Origin of the sequence: Gordonia sp. AC31 (assembly GCF_031844505.1) — a bacterium.
GTDB lineage: Bacteria > Actinomycetota > Actinomycetes > Mycobacteriales > Mycobacteriaceae > Gordonia > Gordonia hongkongensis.
The window spans coordinates 24,724-44,024 of record NZ_JAUZVK010000016.1; the positions used below are offsets into that span (position 1 = coordinate 24,724).

The following is a 19,301-nucleotide window of genomic DNA, read 5'->3' on the forward strand; positions in this document are numbered from 1 at the left end:
GCTTTCCCCCTGCTCCCTGAGGTGCGAGGAGCGTTAGCGACGAGCCACGAAGGGTTTGGCGACGCATCTCACCAGGACCCTTCGTGACGGCCTCCGCAAGCTCCGGCCTCCTCAGGGAGCAGTGGGTGGGCCCGCTCCGAGACAACGAGTTCCGTAGCGGTCCACGACGGCCGTCGGGCCGCAGATACTGAGGAGCGAGCTTACGAGTGTCACCCTCAGAGAACGAGCGTGACCGTGATGGCGACCGCGCAGGCCAGGCCGATCACGATGAGCGCCACCACATCTGCGCGCCCGGGGCCGGCCTGATGGGCGGTCAGGCGGCCGGTGCCGCCGCGGGCGGTGATCGCCTCGGACATCTCGGCGCTGCGTCGGAGCGCCGACGACATCGCCGCGGTGATCAGATCCATGATCCCCATCTCTGCCGACGGATGGTCGCTGCGGCCCTTGGCCGTCGGCCGGAGGCGATGCGCCGCACGCAGCATCCGCAACTCCTCGATGAGCAGCGGAAGACCCCTGAGACACAACGCGATCGCGACCGCCCACTCGTCGACGGGCAGCCGGAGCCACCGCAGCGGGCGCATCAGCCGCGCCAGCGCCGGCGCCACGTCGGCCATGGGAGTGGTCCAGATGACGAGGATTGAACTGGCGACGAGGACGAGTGCCAAGGTGATCGCGCGTAGGAAGACCAGGGCGCCTGGGATGCCGGCGAACGACACGTTGAACGCGACGCCGATGCCGATCAGACCCCAGAACCACCACGGCGGACGAGGTATGGCGCCCAACGGGATTCCCGCGACGAGGGCGGTGATCACCACCACCGCGGCGACCATGCCCAGCGCCGGCCACGACGGCAGCACCCAGGTCATGATCCCGAGGATCAGCACGATCACGAGTTTGGTCCCCGCCCACAGCCGGTGCACGAACGAGTCGCCGGGCACCTGCCGCAGCGGGACGGTACGCATCGTCATCGGGTTCCTCCGTCCCAGCCGGGAGCCTGGTCGATCATCTGCTGCGAATCGGGCAGAAGACGCCCGTCGACCAGTCGGACCCGCCGGGTGCACACCGACTCCAACGACTCGAAGTCGTGCGAGATGATCACGATGGTCATCCCGTCGGCGCGGAGCCGGGCCAGCAGTGCGACGATCTCCTCGCGTGCCGGCGGATCGAGACCGGCCAGCGGCTCGTCCAGGACCAGCAGGTCGGGATGGCGCGCGATGAGACCGGCCAGCACGACGCGCCGCATCTGTCCGCCCGACAGCGCGTCGACCTTGGTGACCGCCATCCGGCGCGGCAACCCGACGAGTTCGAGGACCCGGGCGACCTCGGCGGTGCCCACCTTCTCACCACCGGCCGCCATGATCTCGTCGGCGACGGTGACCTTCTGCAGTTGCAGACGCGCGTGCTGGAATCCGAGTCCGACCGCGCCGACCCGCTCCGTCATCGGTGTTCCGGCGTCGAAACCCGCTCCGGGAGTGATCTTCTCGTGGATGTCCAGCAGACGGCAGGTACCGGTCCCGGGCGGGAGCAGGCCGGCCATGATCCACGCGAGAGTCGTCTTGCCCGATCCGTTGCCGCCGACGACGAGGAGTCCCTCGCCGCGGTAGACCGTCAGCGAGATGTCCTGCAGGGCAACGACCTCCCACGGTGAGCCCGGCAGGTGCGCGTAACCCACCTGGTCGAGCACGAGGAGCGGCCCGCCGATCCGCGAGGTCGGTGCGGGCGGGGGCGACGGGCGCGGGTTCGGCGCGCCCAGGTCGGCGTCGGGACCCGGCATCCAGTCGGGCGCGTGCGGCACGAGGCGTCCCCCGGCCAGGTGGATCACCCGATCGGCCGCCGCCGCCTCGCTGCCGCGGTGCGTCACCAGGACGACGGCGATCCCCCGGCGTGCCGGGAGGCCCGCCAGCAGCGCCAGCAATTGTCCCCGGCCTTCCGGGTCGACCATCGACGTCACCTCGTCGGCGATGAGGAGCTGCGGATCCCGGGCGAGCGCCGCGGCGATTGCCAGCCGCTGTTGCTGACCGCCGGACAGGTCCGTGGTCTCCCGGTCACCGAGTCCGGCGAGACCGACCTCGTCGAGCAGTGCCTCGACGTCGACGTCGACGCCGGGCGGCAGACCCCAGACGACATCGTCGGCGACGCGGGAACCCAGCATCTGTATCTCGGGACGCTGCAGGACGAGCGCGGTCCCGCCGTGCGCGCCCAGACCGGGCAGGCCCGGCCGGTGGACCACACCGGTGGACGGGTCACGCCCGGCCAGGATCTTCGCCAGCGTCGACTTCCCGGAACCGTTGGCGCCGACGACGGCGACGAACTCACCGGGATCGATCCGCAGGTCGATGTCGTGCAGCACCGGGCGCGCCTCCGGTGCGTAGGCGAACCCGACGCGTTCGAAGACCAGCGGAAGCGGCGCGATGCCCGGATCGTGGGCCGCGGCGACCACCGCGGCCGGGGCGAACCCCGACGGGACGGCGTCGAGTGTGTCCTCGCTCGGCACGTCCCGCAGCCTGCTGATCACGGAACCGAGGATCCACCACGCGACGAGCAGCGAGATCGCGGTGCCGAGGGTTCCCGACACCCAGACCCACACCCACCAGTCGTCGGCGATGCTCCGGCTCATGGCGTCGAGCCCATCGGCGACGCCGCCGGTCGGGCCCCATCCGTGCAGCCACTTCGCGACGCCGTGGATGGAGTTGGTCATCGCCTCGATCGTCAGCTCACGCAGCGGCACCAGGATCAGGAGGATCAGCACGGAGATCCCACCGAGCACCGGCGAGGCGACCAGCGTGGCGACCCCGAGCACACCGATCCCCCGGCCCCGGCGCTTGATGTCGCCGACCAGGCCGCCGACCAGCGCGGATCCGAGGACGGTTGCCATCGCGCCGGTGCCCGCCATCGCGAACGCGACCGCGGTGGTGGCGACCGTGGCGGTGACCAGGGCCCGCGGCCGCGTACGCGCCGCGATGAGTGCGAGCGGCACCGGGGCGAGCAGTCCGGCGGCCTGGGCCAGTGGGATGACCGACGCGATGACCACCGCCGCGACGGTCAGTCCGCCGAAGATCGCGACGGACGCGAACTCCATGGGTCGCAGCGGGGGCGAGTTCTTCACCGGTCCAGTGTGCCTGGTGTCGTCGCCCCCACCGGCGGGGACAGTGCTCCGCGACCACCGCTGTCGTTCGTTCGCATGTTAAAGATCCATCACAACACGGTGTTTCGAGTTGTCGACGCCTCGCCACCGGTGGAAGGTCTTCTCACCAGGGTCGGCCGTCGGTCCCCAGTCCGTGGATCACCCGAGGTCGTGCCCGGGTCGGAGGAGGACATGATGCAATCGATTCCGATCGGCCTCACACCGTTCCAGCACGAGGGCACGCTGAACGGCATTCTCATCTCGGGCCGCTGGCCGGAGTCGACGCTCGAGTGGACGCAGACGCTGGTGGCCTCGGTCCGGATCGCCTGCCGGCCGGGTTTCCTGCCCACGACGACGATCTTCGGCGTGGTCGAGCAGCGTCCGGAGCAGGGTGAGGCGGACACCGTCGGGATGATGGTCGCGATCGGCAATGTCGTCGACGACAGCTTCGTCGAGGCGGGCCGCTTCCTGAACAATCCGCCGGCGCTGGTCATGCTGCATCCCCCGTCGCAGACGCGCCCGTCCCTGCCCGAGTGTTCCCAGGTCGCCTCCGGCTGCGTGCTGCTACCCGGACTCCCCGAACTCGGGCTCGAACACCGGGCGGGATGGGCCGAGGCGGAGGCCGACGGCACGGTGGTCAACCTCCGCAATCAGGTGGGTATCGACCCCAACGCCGACCCCGACACCGCCGTGCTGGCCATGCTTCTCGCAGCGTAGGGCGGGGCGGCTGTCCGAAGGCCATACGACGGGTCACCGACCCCGTGGATACGGGTCCCCGAACATCTGATTTTGATGGCCCTACCTGCGGAAATACGGGTCTTCGACGAGTTGCTTCCGCGAGTTAGCGCTGACTAACCTGGCGTCCGTGATTGCCGCCCTGCTCCTCAGCTTCGGCGTGATCTTCGTGGCCGAACTCGGTGACAAGTCACAGCTGATGGCGATGACCTACGCCCTGCGCTATCGCTGGTGGGTCATCCTCCTCGCGATCACCGTGGCCACCACCGCAGTGCACGCGGTCTCGGTGTTCTTCGGCCACTTCCTCGGTCTGTCGATACCCACCACGCTCCTGACGATCCTCGCCGGCCTGGCGATGCTTGTCTTCGGCCTCTGGACGCTGCGCGGAGACCGGCTCGACGACGAGGAGTCCAACCGGGCGACCCGCGTCGGCGCCTCGGTGTTCTTCGCCGTCATGTCGGCGTTCTTCCTCGCCGAACTGGGCGACAAGACCATGCTCGCGACCATCACGCTGGCCACCGACAACGACTGGCTCGGGGTCTGGATCGGGTCCACGCTCGGCATGGTCGCCGCCGACGCTCTCGCCATCGGTGTGGGTGTCCTGCTCGGCCGCCACCTTCCCGAGCGCGTCATCGCGATCGGCGCGGCAGTTCTCTTCTTCGCCTTCGCGGCCTGGCTCATCACCGACGGTCTGATCGGTGCGTCGGTACCTGTGATCGCCGGCACGCTGAGTGCGGTCGTGATCATCACCGGGATCGGCATCGTGCTGATCCGCCGGGAGAACCGCCTCCGTTCCGACGAGGGCGCCCGAGCGCTCGTTCGGTAATTCAGGGGGTCTTTTGCAGTTGGTGCGAGCCGTCTGACTATCGTGAAACTGCAGCACGAGCCGGAGCGGCGTCGCCGACGACGGCGACGCGGCCGGCAGGAGAACGGGTCGGGTACCGCGAAAGGATCACCTCACACATGGACGTTTCAGGCGCTTCCGTACTGGTCACCGGCGGGGCCTCCGGCCTCGGTGCGGCCACCGCACGGCGTTTCGCCGCAGCCGGCGCCCAGGTCTTCGGCCTCGACCTGCAGGCCTCGATCGACAAGGCCGCGCCCACCGACGGAGTCACGCTGGTCGCGGCCGACGTCACCGACGAGACCCAGGTCCAGGCCGTCATCGACACCATCGCCGAGTCCGGGGCACCGCTGCGTGTCGCGGTCAACTGCGCCGGCGTCGGCTGGGCCGCACGGATACTCGGCAAGAAGGGCCCGCACGAGCTCGACCTCTTCCGCAAGGTCATCGACATCAACCTGGTCGGCACCTTCAACGTCATGCGACTGGCCGCCAACCGCATGCAGGAAGAGTCCACCATCGACGGTGACGGTCAGCGCGGCGTCATCATCAACACCGCATCGGTGGCCGCGTTCGAAGGCCAGATCGGTCAGATCGCCTACGCGGCGTCGAAGGGTGGTGTGCACGCGATGACCATCTCGGCAGCCCGCGACCTCGCACGCGTCGGCGTGCGCGTGTGCACCATCGCCCCCGGCACCATCAGCACGCCGATGCTGGCTGGTGTCACCCCCGAGTTCCAGAAGACCCTCGCCGAGGGCATCCCGTTTCCGCAACGTCTCGGCGAGCCCGACGAGTACGCGCAATTGGCGGAGTTCATCGTCGCGCACAACTACCTCAACGGAGAGACCATCCGCATGGACGGCGCGATCCGGATGGCGCCGCGCTAGTCCGACCGACTCGCCTTGTTCACCTGAGGCGACTTCGCCTGTTCGAGGGCCGGCCGGCGCATCACCGGTCGGCCGGCTCCTCGACCAACTGTACGGCGTCGAGCGCCCGGGCCAGTCTGATCAACGGCACGGCATCAGCTTCGAGACCCTCGCCATCGGCCGGCGCCAGGTCTCGGACGGCACCGCCGTCACCCTCTCGCGGATCGTGTCCGGCCACGGCGGCCCGCAACAGCCTCGCCTGCACCTCGGGTTCGGCATACCCGAACACCGCCGGGACCCGAGGACTCAACTGCGTCAACGCGTCTCGGGTCTCGACGACGCGCCGATGCAATCGGGTGGTCGGTGTCAGCCGGCCGGCATCCGGTAGCACCACTCCGGGGACCGCGTCGGTCACCAGTCGCCACAGGGGCACGAGTTCGGCGTCGAGGCGTCGACGACGCCGGTTGGCCGCGACCGACTGAACCCGCGCGTAGACCATCGGATAGCTGATCCCCATCAGGAACGTGACGACGCCGACGATGGCGACGGCCCGATTCGTCGTCAGGAGCCACGGCGACCGAACGACGTTCGTCGCGGACACGATCACGAACACGATCTGACAGACCGCGCCGACCGCGAGACACGTCAGACCCGTCATCAGAAGGCCAAGGGACACACGGAGATAGCCGTCCGCCGTCGCATAGAACTTGCGGACGCTGTTGACGCAGGCGACGAAGCCGTAGGCGAGGTAGCCGCTGGCGATCAGCATGAACAGCGCGAAACCCCAGTTCTGGACGGTCCATTCGTCGATGGTCGCGGTCCGGATCTCGACCGGGATGACCAGCATGGTCACCTGCAGCCCGACGAGTGCCACGACGAGGGGCAACGCCTCCCATCCGGCCCGGCGTTCGCGCGTGACCTTGCCGGGGAAGAAGAACACCACCACGAGCGCCGCGACCCCGATCGCGAGGAGCGCGTAGAACGCCACCCTCGACAGGCCGGTGAAACCGACCTCGTTGAGCACGTCGGCGACCGAGTCGTCGACGACGACGAATGCGAGGGTCAGCGCCGCCACGGCGATCATCATCGCCAGCGGCTGCAACCCCCATCCCGCACGGCGGATCTGATCGAGGCGCCAACAGAACGCGAGGGCGAAGACGACCGCGGCGACGGCGTTGACCGCGCCGATCCCGACGTCCACCCCGGAGGCCAGCAGATTGACCGTCGGGCCCCCGCCCGCGACAGTGATCACGCCCAACAGGGACTCACATTCTTCCCGGTGCCGCAACCGACCGGCGTGTCACAGCCATCCGCGATGACCCCCCAACAGTTTCTGGAGTCCACGCAGTTCGCCGTGCGACGCGGTGCTCCCGACGCCGGTGCCGGCGTCCTCGGCCCAGCCGAGAATCAACGAGGCGAGCATCTCGGCTTCCCACTCGGCGTCGTCGGAGTAGCACGTGCGCCGGAGCGCGGCTGCCGACTCGTCCTGCGTCAGGGCGGCGATCCCCGCCGCCGAGGCCTCACCGAGGATCTGATGGCCGGCGATCAGATGGCCGAACTCGTGGACGACGATCTGGTTGCGGTGCAAGCGTGAGGTGTGGGCCTGGTGGAAGAAGTAGTCCGCGTCGGTCGCGGCCAGCCAGATGCCGTTGGGAACCCCCGCGGGCAAGGCATGCTCGATCAAGCGGATTGGCCGACCGCGACGGTCACCGTACCGTTCGCAGAGTTGAGCCACGTCGAGGGGCAGATCGAGATCGAGCCCCTTCAGCTCGGCGCGGCACAATGCGCGCAATGCGCGCTCGGATCGACGCATGAGCTCATCGAATCACGAGCGCGCACCACGCCGGAATCCACCCGCAGCGATCGACTTCGCTGGCCTGTCCGGGCCGACACCCCTCGGTCCGGAACGAATGGCTCCGCGAACGCCTCACCGGCGGTCAGTCGTCGCTGTGGTCTCCGACGACGCGAAGCCGCGAATCGGCCGACGGCTTGGTGTCGCTCAGACCGGCCGCGATCACGTCCGGCGGATCCTTGGGCAGACCCTGCTGCTCGCGCAGCACCTTGATCAGCTCGTTCACCACCGTGACCGAATCACTCGACAACCCGGCCAGGCGGAAGGCCGCCAGCTGGACGTTCGTGTCGGCCTGCAACCGCATCAGATCGATCTCGTCGCGGGTACGCTGCGCGGCCCGATCCTCGAGAAAGTAGTGCACGTCGACCCCGAAAGCGGCCGCGATGCCCTCCACCGTGCGGAACGAGGGAGACTTGGCCTTCCCCGATCGCAGTTGGCTCAGATACGACTCGCCGAGTCGGAAACCCCGCTCGGTCGATCGCGCCGCGATCGCCTTCGCGCTGTACGCCCTACCGTTCGGACCAGGAACCGTCCGGAACAGTTCCTCGAGCCGCCGGGCGAACAGCCCGGGGTCGAGAGCATCCGCGTCCGTCGTCCTCGAACGATCGGAGTCGGTGCGTCCGGTGTCGCCCATAGGCTTCTCCGCCCCTCCTGAAGTCATGACAATCTTCTCCGAAACGCAAAATTTGAATTTGCAAGCATTAAAGCCCGCTGTACACGGCCGTTGCAACGATCGGTACGATCAGAAAGTACCGGACCGCCGCGCTCTGCGCGTATCACCTGTAAAGATGGTGTAACGATCGATAGTGTGGCGTTCTTCACATTCATGGGGGTCATGGGTTGCCGACGCGGATCCGTCAGATGAACATTCGGGTTCGGCCCGCGGTGCGCGTCGATCCGCCGCATGGTGTCAGCGACGATGTTTCACCCCCTCGACTGTACGCCTGACGAACGATGAGCCACCGTCTCCCGACCCCCCGCGGCGCCCGTGCCAAGCCGCGTGGTCTCGCCGTCCTTCTGATCGCTCTCGCCGCGATTCTCTTCATCGTCGTCGCGCCCGGGGTTGCGTCGACAGCCCCACCCGGCCCCGATGCGCCAGGCGCCGACTGGGCGGGTGACGCCGACAGCGATCCCGATGACACGGACGAGGTCGACGACGCCGACACCGACACACCCGCGGGCTCGCCGACCGACGACTCGGACACCAGCGACCCCGAGACGACCGAACCCGAATCCACGGACCCCGAGAGCACCGATCCCGAGACCACGGACGAGTCCTCCGCACCGTCTCATCCCACGGGCTGCGGTTGTGGATCGTCGCCCATGCCGGGGACGTCGGACACGACGAGCGAGACCACGAGCACGACCAGCAACACGACGACGACCACCACCACCACCACGACGAGCACCGATGATCCGGACCCGACGACCACCATGCGCGAGACCACATCCGGGAGCGATGGCGACGGTGACGACCCGTCCCCCGGCACCCGCCGGGAGGAGGACGCTCCCTCGGCGTCCGACGGCGATGTGAGCGGGTCCGACCCGGCCAGGGTCCCCCCGAACACCGGTCCGGCCGTCGCCGACGTACCGACGGTCGCCCCTCCTGGTGGAGGTGGTTCGACCGGGCCGACTCCGGACTCCGGCTCCGGCTCCGGCAGCGGGCCGGACACCGATCGTCGTTCTCCACAGCCCGACACCGACGTCGAAGCCGACGGCACCGACACCTCGCAGACGGTTGCGGGTGCAGCGGGACCGCCGGTCGATCCGCCGCAGGCCTCCCCCGGTGTACCGCAGGACTCGACGTTGACGTCGGTGCGAAAGTTCGTCCTCGGCGTGGCGCCGGGAGCACTGTTGCTGCTCGGCGCCGTCGCCCTGCTCGGCAGCGGGTCGTTCCTCGACTCGTTGCGCTCGATGCGTCCCTGACACGCGGCGACGAGACGTTCGACCCAGCGGTTCGGCTGAGGTCGTCAGCTCGCCCGGAACCGGTCGAGCAGATCCCGCTCGTGGGGCACCTGCGCGGCCGCGCCGTCGGTCATCCACTCGCGCAACACTTTTGTGGCACGGACATCGTCTTCGTTGTATTCGAGAAGTCGCCGGCGCTGCCCGTCGTCGGGGCGCCCGCCCCCGAGCGCGACAGCCGCCCGGTACCACTCCATCGACGCCTCGCCGCTCGCGTCGTCGTCGCGCCACGAGAACCCCGCGACCGGCGCCACTCGTTTCAAGCCCTTGCCCCGCGGGCAGATGAAGTTCTCGCCGACCGCCTCGTAGATGTCCACCCATTCCGACGATGCGATGAAGGCCTGGACCTCGGCGCGCGCCGGGATGCCCGGCTCGCCGGCAAATCTGTCGGCCGACCCCAGCAGCCATCGGTTCTCCGCCTGCTGGGAGTAGCAGTAGGCCGCGAACGTCTTCCCGGCCTCGCGGGCGGCGGCGCGTTCGGCCATGAGCCATCCCCAGAACTCGGCGAACGACCGCGCTTCGTCGCGCGTGGGCAGCGGGTCCCAGGTGACGAACGGGCGGTACTCGACGGGCGCGGACGAGTCGGTGTTGTCGGTGCGCAGTGTCCCCCACAGATACGCCCCGTGCTCGCCGTAGCTCTCCATGTCGACGTCGATCTCGATGTCGGCGCGGTGGACCCGCGGCGAGTCGACGCGCCGGACGAGCTCGGTGCCGGTGAGCCAGGCGATCGCGTTGATGATCGCGTCGCCGAACCGGACGCCGCCCGGCCAGCCCTCCGGTGGGGCCCCGCGCTGTGCGGCCAGTTCGTCGATCGTCGTGATCCCGGCATCGATCAGGACCGAACCCTGGTTGCCGCTCGCCACGAGACTGACGTCGCGCTTCTCCTCGAGCTCCGGTCCGCAGCGCACCCACCACGGGCACGAACGGCATTCGCTGATCCGGCGGGGCTCGGTGGGGACCTGCCCACCCGCGACCGCGAGCCGATGCTCGAGGATCGCCGAGTAGTCCTCGAGCATCGCCCCGGTGTCCAGGACGACGATGCAGTCCGCGTCCACGCCGATCACGCCGCCGCGCAACTCCGTCGTGTCGGTCGACGACGCCCTGCCGATCTCCACGAGCATGGCGGTGAGATGAGCCAGCCGGAGGTTGTCCCGTCGGTTCGGCCGGCCGGTCCGATATGGGTCGGGGCTCGGTGCCCACATCCAGAACGGACTGGTCACCAGGCTGGGCGCACGCCCGTCCGGTTCCGGCGTCGATTTCGCCGGCTGGCTGACCCGGTGATTGACGACGATGACCGGTGTGTAGCCGTCCCCGACCCGCACCAGCAGTTCGGAATGGCCACGGCGCCCGTGCTCCCGGTCGGTCGGCAGGGTCGCGTTCCAGATCCACGACGCCCCGGCGGCGCAGGCACGCAGCGTGGCCGCGACGCGCTCAGCGGTGCTCGCATCGGCGTCGACGACCACGAACGCGCCCGGCTGATCGCTGTGTACCCCGCGGAGCAGCTCGCGTATCGCCGCTCGATGGTCGGCCGCGGCCTCCTTGCGACGCTGCACGCCAGGCGGATCGGGTTCGTCGGCGGGACGTCTGTCGTGCGCGAAGTCGAGGGCGACCCGGTGCTCGCAACCGGCGAGGTCGCGCGGCGACAACACGACAGGGACCACGCCATCCCTTTCCGGGCTCGAACGGACGGACACGTGGTCGGATACAACCACATGTCATGCTTGTACTTGTTATCACGCGCGCCTGACGTCGGGAGCGAAGCGAGCGGGGCCACGAAGTGCGGCGCCGGACGCGATCGAGCGAGCCGGTCGACACCGGCGCCGGGAGCGGAACGAGAGCAGGCCGGGGGTCGACTGCGGTCTTCTCGGCAGCAGCGAAAGGGCATTCGATGGGATTGTTCTCCTCCGACGGTACGACTCGTGCTCAGCGCAAGGCAGAGGCCAAGGCTCTCAAGGCGAAAGCCAAGCTGGAGGCCAAGTTCGACGCCAAGTCGCGGCGCAAGGAACAAAAGGCCCGGCGCAAGAACGAGCACAAGTACTTCCAGAAGGAGATGAAAGCCGAGCGCAAGACCGCCAAGCAGCTCGCCAAGTCCCAGACGAAGGTGAGCAAGGCCGAGGCGAAGAAGTTCGCCGTCGAGGCGCAGGCCGCCGCCGACGCGAAGGCTCTCAGCCCGGCCAGCGTGAAGCGCTACCTCACCGTCGCCCGGCTCGTGGCACCGATCGCCGCACCCGTCGTCTACCGGGCCGCGGTCGCCGGACGCGAACAGCTCTCCACACTGCAGGCGAACCGCGCGGGGGTCTCACCGGAGGTGTTGCGCCAGTTCAGCGGTCACGGAGCGACCCTGTCCGCGCGGATCGCGACCACCCGTACGGCACTGGAGAAGGTCGTCGCGCAGGACACCAGCTCCGACTCCACGGATTTCGTCGCGGCGATGACCAAGCGCCTCGACAATCTGGACATCGCGGTGCAGACCGCCGAGACGATGTCGGCCGGTCAGCGCCGCACCGCCCACAAGTCCATCGCCGACGAACTCGAAGCCGTCGACGCCGACATCCTCGCGCGGCTCGGGGTCCGTTCCTGACCCACGGTCCGAGCCGGGTCCTCGCCGTGCCGGTGGGCGGCCGCTTGGGTGATATCGGCGAGCGATCAGCGGCACGTGTGGAAACAGGCTGCGGGATCCGGTCGCCGGTGCCCGGTTCCGGCGCACACCATTAGGATGGGTGCGAACGTGTCGCGCGGCGCAGCAGTTGCCGGGCGCCTGCCGGACACTTGCGAGGGAGCGCCGTATGACCGAGCCGGATCCGAACGCCACGCCGTCCGCCAGAGAGTCGAACCAAGACGAGCAGGCGCTGTTCCCGATTGCCGCACCGGAAGAGTCCGCCTCCGTACCCGACGCCGTACCCGCCGCGCCGGTAGCGAAGAAGGCCTCGCCGGAGACGGCTGCCGCGGAATCCGGCGGCGACAAGCTTCCGCCGAAGAAGGCGGCGAAGAAGAGCCCCGCGAAAAAGGCACCGGCCAAGAAGAGCCCCGCGAAAAAGGCCGCCGGGGCCGCACCGGCGAAGAAGTCGGCAGCCAAGAAGGCACCGGCCAAGAAGGCGCCGCCGAAGTCGGCGCCGCCCGCCCCGGAGCCAGTGGATCCGCCGACTCCGACCCCGGAACCCGAAGCGCCTCAAGTGTCGTCGGCCACGACCCCGGCGTCGCCCCCCGAGCCGCCGGTGACGCACTCCCCGAAGCCGGCCCCGACCGCGTCCTCGGCCCCCGCGCCCGCCGATCCCACCCCCGCGCCCACGCATCCGCCGGTCGATGTGGTCGCCGAATCAGACGCCGCCCGTGCGACTTTCGCGCAGTTGCGCTCTGGTTCGCCCACCGAACCCCCGACCACCAACCTGACGCCCGCGTATGCCGGGCTCGCAGCAGTGGTCGCGCTGATCGTCTTCGTCGTGTTACGCCGAGTCCTGCGCTGACGGTCCCACCGCCGACGGGGCGGTGGTCGAACCGTTCGCCGGGGCGAGATCGCCGACCCGGTCGAGGACCGCGGCGACAACGTCGTCGGCGTGCGCTTCCGGCAGCCAATGGTCGGCGCCGCGCAACGCGATGAACTCGTACTTCGCGTCGACCCACCCCGAACACAGGCGGGCCGCCTCCTCGCCGATGGCCGGGTCGGCGTCGCCCCACACGAACGTGGTCGGGACGCGGACCGGCCGGGGCGCGGATCGCTTGTCGGGGAGCGGCATCGCGCGATACCAACCCAGCGCGCCGGGGAGGGCGCCGTACTCACCGATCTCACGGGCGATCCGCGACGCGAACGGTTGCGGAAGTCCCATCCGCTCCCCGAAGTCCGGTTGTGTTCGCATCGCCCAGCCGAGGAACTTCTCGGGCAGGACCGGAACCTGGAAGGCGGCCATGTACCAGGACCGGAAGATCTGTCCGTGGCGCATCGAGCGCAGGAAGGCCCCTGGGTGCGGAACAGACAGGGCGGTCAGCTTCTTCACCCGCTCGGGATGGTGCGCGGCGACCGCCCACCCGACGAGTGCGCCCCAGTCGTGGCCGACGACGTGGGCTCGTTCGAGGCCGGCGGCGTCGAGCAGGGCGAGCACGTCGGCGGTCAGTTCGCTCTGCACGTAGTCCCGTCGGCGTGCGGGGCGAGCACCGGGCGAGTACCCACGCTGGTCCGGCGCGAGGGTCCTGAACCCGTTGTCGTGCAGGATTTCCGCGACCAGTTCCCAGCACGAGGCCCGCTGGGGGAACCCGTGCAACAGCACGATCGGTTCACCGTCGATCGGACCTTCGTCGGTGACGTCGAAGGTGTGGGGTCCGCGTTCGAACCGGGTGATGCGCGTCGTCATCGATGACCTTTCTGTGTCCGATTCACACCATGGCGATCACGCGCGCCGGACCGCCGGTACCACCGGCGAACTTCGGTGCGCCGACGATCACGGTCGATTGCGTATCCGACGGCTACGTTGTCGCACATTGCTCAGCCGTCCCAGCGCACCCGCAGGATGCGGTCTGCACCTTCGCCGTCGCTGGTTGTCAGGATCAGCGAACCGTCGGGCGCGACGGCCACGCCACGCAAGCGACCATGCTCGTCCTTCAGGGCCTCGGTTCGCGACACCACGTGGCGTCCGTCGTCGGAGAGCTTCAGGAACACCAGTCGTTTGCCTTTGAGTGCCGTCAGCACGACGCCGCCGTTGTATGCGCCCCAACCGGTTTCGGGCAGGAATGCGATTCCCGGCAGAGCGATCGTCTCGTTGCCCGAACTCCAGACCGGACCGATTGCGCCGGGGACCCGCGCCGGATCGGTCATCGGCACCGATTCGTCGTAGATGATCGGTGTGCGATCGGGCCTGTAGCCGTAGTTGCCCCCGGCGACGATGCGATTCAGCTCGTCGTCGCGGCTCGTGCCCTGCTCGATGGCGTACACGCGACCGGTGCCGGGCTGGACCGCCACGCCCTGTACGTTGCGATGCCCGAGGCTGTAGATCGGACTGTGCGGGTTCGGGTTACCCGGAGCGGGCGTACCGTCGAATTTGATGTGTAAAACTTTGCCGCCCAGCGACTTCCGATCCTGGGCAACAGATGGTGTGCCTGTGTCGCCGGTACCGACCCAGAAGCTGTCGGCGGTAGCGGAAAGGCCGCATCCGGCACGACTGCCGGAGGACGTCACGGGGATTCCACCGAGGACCGTCCGCTCACGGGTCATCTGCGTCCAGTCCGCACTCACCCGCCACGACACCACCTTGATGGTCTGACCAGTCTGTGGGGCCGGAAGAGGTGCGCCGGCAAGAGGTTCCGGCACGACAAAGGCGCCGGGCACCGTGTACTCCGCTTGACACGAATACACACGGCGGTTGTCCGAGAACCGTTGGTCGATGGCGAGCCCCATGAGGCCCGCCTCGTGGACCGCGAAGATCTTCGACAGGTCTGCTCTGACGTTCACACGTTTTCCACCGGGGCGCACCGCAACAAACCGCCCCGCGCGCTCACCGGAAAGCACGGTGCCATCGGGTGCAACCACTACACCCCAGGGGATGGTCATCCCGCCAGTCACAGCAGTGACCTGCAGCGGCGCTCGAGCATGAGCCGCCGGGCCGGCGAAGAACAACCCAGCCACGACAGCCGCGGACGCGGTCATCGTCACAAGCCCACGGGCCGGTGAACGAACGGATCTCCTGCGTCCATGACGTGTTCGGGTCACAAGGCCTACCGTAACCACGCTCACATCGACGGGGCAGGACATCGGGCGTCTCGATCAGCGAAATCGTGCTCCCCAGGCACGCCAGATGCCGCGACGTCGCGGCCCGACCGGAGCGACCGGGTGGTGGCGACGCCGTCCGGGGTGAGGAATTTGCGTCCCTGTGAGCGAGGTCGAAGGGCAATCTGCCCTTCCCACACCCTGAGGTGGACGGAAATTCGTCCTACTCGACGCCGTCGAGGGAACGAGTCATCCCACTCCCGAACAAGCAAAGAGTGAGCTCTCTTACTCTCTTACCGGCCCGGCAGGTACTTCAACGCGCGCACGGCGGTCGGCGTGATGGCTCGGTAGATGCTCGTCGGGACCACCGGCATGCGGTCGATGCCGATGAAACGCTGCTCGGCGATGGTCTGCGGCTCGGTGTACTTCAGCAGCCCCTCGTCACCGTGCCGGCGTCCCATCCCGGAGATACCCATGCCGCCCATCGGGGCCGCCGTCGACGCCCACGCCGCGGCGTAACCCTCGTTGATGTTCACCGTCCCGGCGCGCAGTTGCTCGGCGACTTCCTGCGCCTCGGCGCTGCTACCGGCGAAGACGCTGGCGTTGAGGCCGTAGTCGGTGTCGTTGGCGAGCTTGATCGCCTCGTCGGTGGAGTCCACCGGGTAGATCGAGACGACCGGTCCGAAGGTCTCGTTCGCGAAACACACCATGTCGTCGTTCACGTCGGTGAGGACCGTCGGCTCGAAGAAGAAGGGGCCCAGGTCCGCGCGACGCTTGCCGCCGGCGAGCACCTTCGCGCCCTTGGCGACCGCGTCCTCGACGTGCGCTTCGGCGGTGTCGATCTGTGCGGCCGAGGCCAGCGAACCCATGTCGGCGCTGAAATCGTAGGAGGCCGACAGCTTCATCGTCGACACATACGCGGCGAACCGCTCGGCGAAGTCGTCGGCGATCTTCTTGTCGACGTAGATCCGTTCGATCGAGATGCACAGCTGCCCGGAGTTGGAGTACGACGCGCGCGCCGCGCCGCGCACGGCGTTGGCGATGTCGGCACTCGCGGTGACGACCATCGGGTTCTTGCCGCCGAGTTCGGCCGAGAAGCCGATGAGCCGACGCCCGGCCTGTTCGGCGAGGGTGGCCCCGGTCTCCGAGGAGCCGGTGAACATCACGTAGTCGGTGCTGGCCATGATTGCTTGCCCGACAACGCTTCCCGGCCCGGGCACCACGGCGTACAGCTCACGCGGCAGACCCGCCTCGTACAGCAACTCGGCCAGGGCCAGCGCGCAGTACGGCGTCTGGCTGTCCGGCTTGATCACGACGCCGTTGCCGGCGATCAGGGCGGCCACCGCATCGGACACGGCCAGTGTCAGCGGGTAGTTCCACGGGCTGATGATGCCGACCACACCCTTGGGCAGGTACCGCACGCGCACGCTGGTCGCGCCCGGCAGCATGCCCTTGACCTTGCGATCGGCCAGCAGCTTGGGTCCGTTCGTCGCGTAGTGCCGCGCGGTGATCGAGACGTCGATGACCTCTTCTTGCGCGTAGATGCGCGCCTTGCCGGTCTCGGCCTGCGCGATGTCCATCAACGACGCCGCGTTGCGGTGGACCAGGTCGGAGAAACGGTCGATGATCGCGGCGCGGTCGGCCGGCGTGCGGGCCGCCCATCCCTCCTGCGCCTGGCGGGCCCGGGCGACCGCCACCTCGAGATCGTCGGCGGTGGCGACCGGGATGGTCGCCATCTCCGTCCCGCTGAACGCCTCGAGGACGGGGCGCGTGGGACGACTCGCGGCGTCGTCGATGGCGACGAGCGCACCCAGGCGAGCGAAATAGTCGGCGGTGGGCTTCGGCATGGCGGTGCTCCTCAGCGCTGTGCGGGTGTCCGGTCTTCGATGTCGATCGTGGTCTGCGGTCGGGGCTCTACTGGTTGTCTCCCGCCGCGACGAGCACGATGCCGTCGTCGTCGGAGTAGACGATGTCGCCGGGGGTGAACGTCTCGCCGCCGATGGTCAGCGGGACGTCGCGTTCACCGGCGCCGGTCTTGGTCGACTTGCGCGGGTTGGTACCCAGGGCCTTGACCCCGATCGCCATCCCGCCGATGGTCTTGGCGTCGCGGATGGCGCCGTTGACGATGATCCCCACCCAGCCGTTGGAGCGGCCGAGCTCGGCGATGAGGTCTCCGACCAGTGCGGTGTGGACCGACGCGTCGCCGTCGACGACGAGCACCCCGCCGGGGTTGGATTCACCCAGAACCGACTTCAGCAGGGCGTTGTCCTGGAAGCACTTGACCGTCGACACCCGTCCGACGAACTCCCGGTTTCCGCCGAACTGCGTGAACTGGGTGTCGCAGCTTCGGACGTCGGCGCCGATGTCGTCGACGAGGTCGGCCGTCGGGGTGAAGGTCAGCTCGCTCATGCCGAACAGTTTAGGTGTAACCGCAAGTAGCTGGTTACTCGCGGGTAGGGATGGGCCGCACCCCGCCGATGATCTCGGCGACGTCGTCCGGGCGCTCCGACACGAGGAAGTGCCGCGCCCTCGGGAGTACCGCGATCTCATCAGCGTTCAACACCTCGGCGTACCGTCGCTGCTTCCATTCCCAGAAGTGGCGCCACCCCGGGAGCCTGGACGACGCCACGACGACGATCACCGGGACGTCCGGCATCGGCTCGGACCGTCGCAGACTCCGCAACGTCTGGTTCATCGACCCGAACGCGGCGTTCTCGACGAGAAGGGCCAGGAGGTAGGGCGGCTGCCCGAAGACGCGCGTACTCCATCGGCGCTGCTGCTCGCCTCGACCCTCCGGTGGCGCGGGCACGACGCGGCTCCACACCTGGAAACTCGGCCAGCGACGTATCCCGACGCGGCTCGTCACCGCGCGCGCCGCACCGACCACCCGATGGGCGTTGCCCACCCGGAACGACAGCGGGACGATCCGCCACGGGAACAAGACGAATGACCCGTCGAGGATGACGACACCCGCGGTCCGCTCGGGATATCGGCGTGCGAACGCCTCCACATACAGCGACGCCAGCGAATGCCCCACGACGACAACCGGTTCGGCGATACCCCGAGCGTCGAGCACCGCGGCCATCCGCTCCACCTCGCCCAGCAGCGACGGATGGTGACGCCGACCGATGGGATCGGACAGCCCGTAACCCGGGCGGTCGTACCGCACGACCCGCCACGACGAGACGAGCCGCGCGACAAGCGGATCGAGGTCGAACCAGTTGCTCCCGAGCGCCGCCATGAGCAGCAGCGGCGGACCCGCCCCCTCGTCGAGCACGTGGAGCCGATGCTCCCCGACCGTCACGAACTCACCGGGTGAATCCAGACCCGCGTCGGGTGTCGTCTCGTGCACCCGTCCAGTGTGCCCGCGCGGATGGCGCGGCGTCGCCGGACGGCACGACGCGCTCACCGCCGATCCGTCAGCGGTCGTCCTGCGCGTCCAGGCAGCTCCGCAGCCGTCTCAGGCCGTCCCGGATACGGGATTTCGTGGTGGGCAGGGGCGTGTCGGTGCGCGCCGCCACCTCGGGATAGGTGAGTCCTCCGAAGTACGACATCTCGAGGCTTCCTCGTTGCAGTTCCGTGAGATGTCCGAGGCAGGTGTGCACTGCGCTCACCTCCACCGACCGCAGCACCGCTTCGAGCGGAAGATCCTGCGTCATCTCGGGTTCGGCGGCCCGGACGCCGTACTCCGACAACCGCTCGGTCTGCATGTCCTCGGTACGGACCCGGTCGACGGCGCGCCGGTGCGCGATCGTCATCATCCACGTGATCACCGATCCGCGGGTCGGGTCGTAGTCGGCCGCCCGCTGCCAGTACTGCAGGTAGGCCTCCTGGACGATCTCCTCGGCGTAGTGCCGATCACGCACCACCCGGACGGCCAGACCGTAGATCCGCGAACTGGTCAGGTCATAGTAGCGCGTGAACGCCGCTCGGTCCCCTGCGGCCACCAGAGCCAGCAGGTCGCGTAGGACCTGCGATTCTCCCCCGCCCCCATGATCCGCATTCGCGGTGGCGTCGCTCTCCCTCGGCGCCACGGTTTCAGGTATTGCCGGGTCGAGGACAAGGCACGGGAAGGCTCAGTGGCTGCCTGGGAGTCGCCGTGAACCAGATGAGGGTCGGGTGCATGTCAGCGACGGTCCGCCCGACGGTCCTGGTGTACGAGCTCTTCGACAACCATTCCGGTACCTCTCGTCAGACGTCGGGGGTCGATGAGTAGGTCGTTGGACCCT

The 19,301-nt window shown here is 68.7% G+C and carries 18 protein-coding genes; 6 read left to right on the forward strand and 12 right to left on the reverse strand.

The genetic code is table 11. The features are described 5' to 3' along the window. Positions 1 to 215: 215 nt before the first annotated feature. Both Q9R39_RS18095 and Q9R39_RS18100 read right to left on the reverse strand, forming a co-directional pair. Complete coding sequence (locus Q9R39_RS18095) at positions 216 to 968, reverse strand: energy-coupling factor transporter transmembrane protein EcfT (RefSeq protein ID WP_065631284.1); 753 nt, start codon at positions 966 to 968, stop codon at positions 216 to 218. Further along, positions 965 to 3,106: an ABC transporter ATP-binding protein gene (locus Q9R39_RS18100; RefSeq protein WP_197414703.1), complete on the reverse strand. Its 2,142-nt coding sequence runs from the start codon at positions 3,104 to 3,106 to the stop codon at positions 965 to 967. The genes Q9R39_RS18095 and Q9R39_RS18100 overlap by 4 nt, the downstream gene beginning before the upstream one ends. Positions 3,107 to 3,319: 213 nt before the next feature. Between Q9R39_RS18100 and Q9R39_RS18105 the strand changes: the two genes are divergently transcribed. From Q9R39_RS18105 to Q9R39_RS18115, 3 genes are all read left to right on the forward strand, one after another. Continuing rightward, a complete protein-coding gene (locus Q9R39_RS18105) occupies positions 3,320 to 3,841 on the forward strand; it encodes a hypothetical protein (protein ID WP_058253731.1) in 522 nt (173 codons plus the stop codon). Between the two features lie 148 nt (positions 3,842 to 3,989). Beyond that, positions 3,990 to 4,685, forward strand: coding sequence for a TMEM165/GDT1 family protein (locus Q9R39_RS18110; RefSeq protein WP_311277907.1), 696 nt, complete (start codon positions 3,990 to 3,992; stop codon positions 4,683 to 4,685). A 137-nt stretch (positions 4,686 to 4,822) separates the two neighbouring features. Continuing rightward, positions 4,823 to 5,584, forward strand: coding sequence for an SDR family NAD(P)-dependent oxidoreductase (locus Q9R39_RS18115; RefSeq protein ID WP_165629234.1), 762 nt, complete (start codon positions 4,823 to 4,825; stop codon positions 5,582 to 5,584). A 61-nt stretch (positions 5,585 to 5,645) separates the two neighbouring features. Here Q9R39_RS18115 and Q9R39_RS18120 read toward each other — a convergent pair whose 3' ends face one another. The 3 genes from Q9R39_RS18120 to Q9R39_RS18130 form a co-directional block, all read right to left on the reverse strand. Further along, a complete protein-coding gene (locus Q9R39_RS18120; protein ID WP_311277908.1) occupies positions 5,646 to 6,821 on the reverse strand; it encodes an MAB_1171c family putative transporter in 1,176 nt (391 codons plus the stop codon). Between the two features lie 42 nt (positions 6,822 to 6,863). Further along, positions 6,864 to 7,376 (reverse strand): hypothetical protein, encoded by a 513-nt coding sequence (locus Q9R39_RS18125; protein ID WP_058253708.1) that lies wholly within the window; start codon positions 7,374 to 7,376, stop codon positions 6,864 to 6,866. Between the two features lie 124 nt (positions 7,377 to 7,500). Next, a complete protein-coding gene (locus Q9R39_RS18130; protein WP_058253707.1) occupies positions 7,501 to 8,076 on the reverse strand; it encodes a helix-turn-helix transcriptional regulator in 576 nt (191 codons plus the stop codon). Between the two features lie 293 nt (positions 8,077 to 8,369). Here Q9R39_RS18130 and Q9R39_RS18135 point away from each other — a divergent pair, with 293 nt between their 5' ends. Beyond that, positions 8,370 to 9,341: a hypothetical protein gene (locus Q9R39_RS18135; RefSeq protein ID WP_311277909.1), complete on the forward strand. Its 972-nt coding sequence runs from the start codon at positions 8,370 to 8,372 to the stop codon at positions 9,339 to 9,341. Positions 9,342 to 9,385: 44 nt separating this feature from the next. Here the strand turns inward: Q9R39_RS18135 and Q9R39_RS18140 are convergent, their stop codons facing one another. After that, positions 9,386 to 11,038: a TM0106 family RecB-like putative nuclease gene (locus Q9R39_RS18140; RefSeq protein WP_311277910.1), complete on the reverse strand. Its 1,653-nt coding sequence runs from the start codon at positions 11,036 to 11,038 to the stop codon at positions 9,386 to 9,388. Positions 11,039 to 11,265: 227 nt separating this feature from the next. On the opposite strand from Q9R39_RS18140, the gene Q9R39_RS18145 reads away from it, so the two are divergent. Together Q9R39_RS18145 and Q9R39_RS18150 are read left to right on the forward strand one after the other, a co-directional pair. Beyond that, entirely contained in the window at positions 11,266 to 11,958 is a 693-nt protein-coding gene (locus tag Q9R39_RS18145; protein WP_068969999.1) for a DUF6474 family protein, read from the forward strand. Between the two features lie 205 nt (positions 11,959 to 12,163). Beyond that, complete coding sequence (locus Q9R39_RS18150) at positions 12,164 to 12,841, forward strand: hypothetical protein (RefSeq protein ID WP_311277911.1); 678 nt, start codon at positions 12,164 to 12,166, stop codon at positions 12,839 to 12,841. On the opposite strand, the gene Q9R39_RS18155 is transcribed toward Q9R39_RS18150, so the two are convergent. The 6 genes from Q9R39_RS18155 to Q9R39_RS18180 all read right to left on the reverse strand — a co-directional run bounded on the left by Q9R39_RS18155 (position 12,821) and on the right by Q9R39_RS18180 (position 19,106). Continuing rightward, entirely contained in the window at positions 12,821 to 13,723 is a 903-nt protein-coding gene (locus tag Q9R39_RS18155; RefSeq protein WP_311277912.1) for an alpha/beta fold hydrolase, read from the reverse strand. The genes Q9R39_RS18150 and Q9R39_RS18155 overlap by 21 nt on opposite strands. A 131-nt stretch (positions 13,724 to 13,854) precedes the next feature. After that, positions 13,855 to 15,075, reverse strand: coding sequence for a PQQ-dependent sugar dehydrogenase (locus tag Q9R39_RS18160; protein ID WP_311277945.1), 1,221 nt, complete (start codon positions 15,073 to 15,075; stop codon positions 13,855 to 13,857). A 290-nt stretch (positions 15,076 to 15,365) separates the two neighbouring features. Beyond that, positions 15,366 to 16,919: a succinic semialdehyde dehydrogenase gene (locus Q9R39_RS18165; protein WP_269553050.1), complete on the reverse strand. Its 1,554-nt coding sequence runs from the start codon at positions 16,917 to 16,919 to the stop codon at positions 15,366 to 15,368. 67 nt (positions 16,920 to 16,986) lie between these two features. After that, positions 16,987 to 17,481, reverse strand: a complete 495-nt coding sequence (rraA, locus tag Q9R39_RS18170; protein WP_078111901.1) for a ribonuclease E activity regulator RraA — start codon at positions 17,479 to 17,481, stop codon at positions 16,987 to 16,989. A 34-nt stretch (positions 17,482 to 17,515) separates the two neighbouring features. Then, positions 17,516 to 18,424 (reverse strand): alpha/beta fold hydrolase, encoded by a 909-nt coding sequence (locus Q9R39_RS18175; protein WP_065631298.1) that lies wholly within the window; start codon positions 18,422 to 18,424, stop codon positions 17,516 to 17,518. A 67-nt stretch (positions 18,425 to 18,491) separates the two neighbouring features. Further along, the gene (locus tag Q9R39_RS18180; protein WP_311277913.1) at positions 18,492 to 19,106 is read right to left on the reverse strand and encodes a sigma-70 family RNA polymerase sigma factor; all 615 of its coding nucleotides are present in this window, start codon (positions 19,104 to 19,106) and stop codon (positions 18,492 to 18,494) included. Between the last annotated feature and the right edge of the window lie 195 nt (positions 19,107 to 19,301).

Coding starts and splice junctions, on each gene's coding strand:
- rraA (WP_078111901.1), bottom strand. CDS start 17,481: ATGAGCGAGCTGACCTTCACCCCGACGGCCGACCTCGTCGACGACATC.
- Q9R39_RS18095 (WP_065631284.1), bottom strand. CDS start 968: ATGACGATGCGTACCGTCCCGCTGCGGCAGGTGCCCGGCGACTCGTTC.
- Q9R39_RS18155 (WP_311277912.1), bottom strand. CDS start 13,723: ATGACGACGCGCATCACCCGGTTCGAACGCGGACCCCACACCTTCGAC.
- Q9R39_RS18145 (WP_068969999.1), top strand. CDS start 11,266: ATGGGATTGTTCTCCTCCGACGGTACGACTCGTGCTCAGCGCAAGGCA.
- Q9R39_RS18165 (WP_269553050.1), bottom strand. CDS start 16,919: ATGCCGAAGCCCACCGCCGACTATTTCGCTCGCCTGGGTGCGCTCGTC.
- Q9R39_RS18150 (WP_311277911.1), top strand. CDS start 12,164: ATGACCGAGCCGGATCCGAACGCCACGCCGTCCGCCAGAGAGTCGAAC.
- Q9R39_RS18115 (WP_165629234.1), top strand. CDS start 4,823: ATGGACGTTTCAGGCGCTTCCGTACTGGTCACCGGCGGGGCCTCCGGC.
- Q9R39_RS18125 (WP_058253708.1), bottom strand. CDS start 7,376: ATGCGTCGATCCGAGCGCGCATTGCGCGCATTGTGCCGCGCCGAGCTG.
- Q9R39_RS18135 (WP_311277909.1), top strand. CDS start 8,370: ATGAGCCACCGTCTCCCGACCCCCCGCGGCGCCCGTGCCAAGCCGCGT.
- Q9R39_RS18105 (WP_058253731.1), top strand. CDS start 3,320: ATGCAATCGATTCCGATCGGCCTCACACCGTTCCAGCACGAGGGCACG.
- Q9R39_RS18130 (WP_058253707.1), bottom strand. CDS start 8,076: ATGACTTCAGGAGGGGCGGAGAAGCCTATGGGCGACACCGGACGCACC.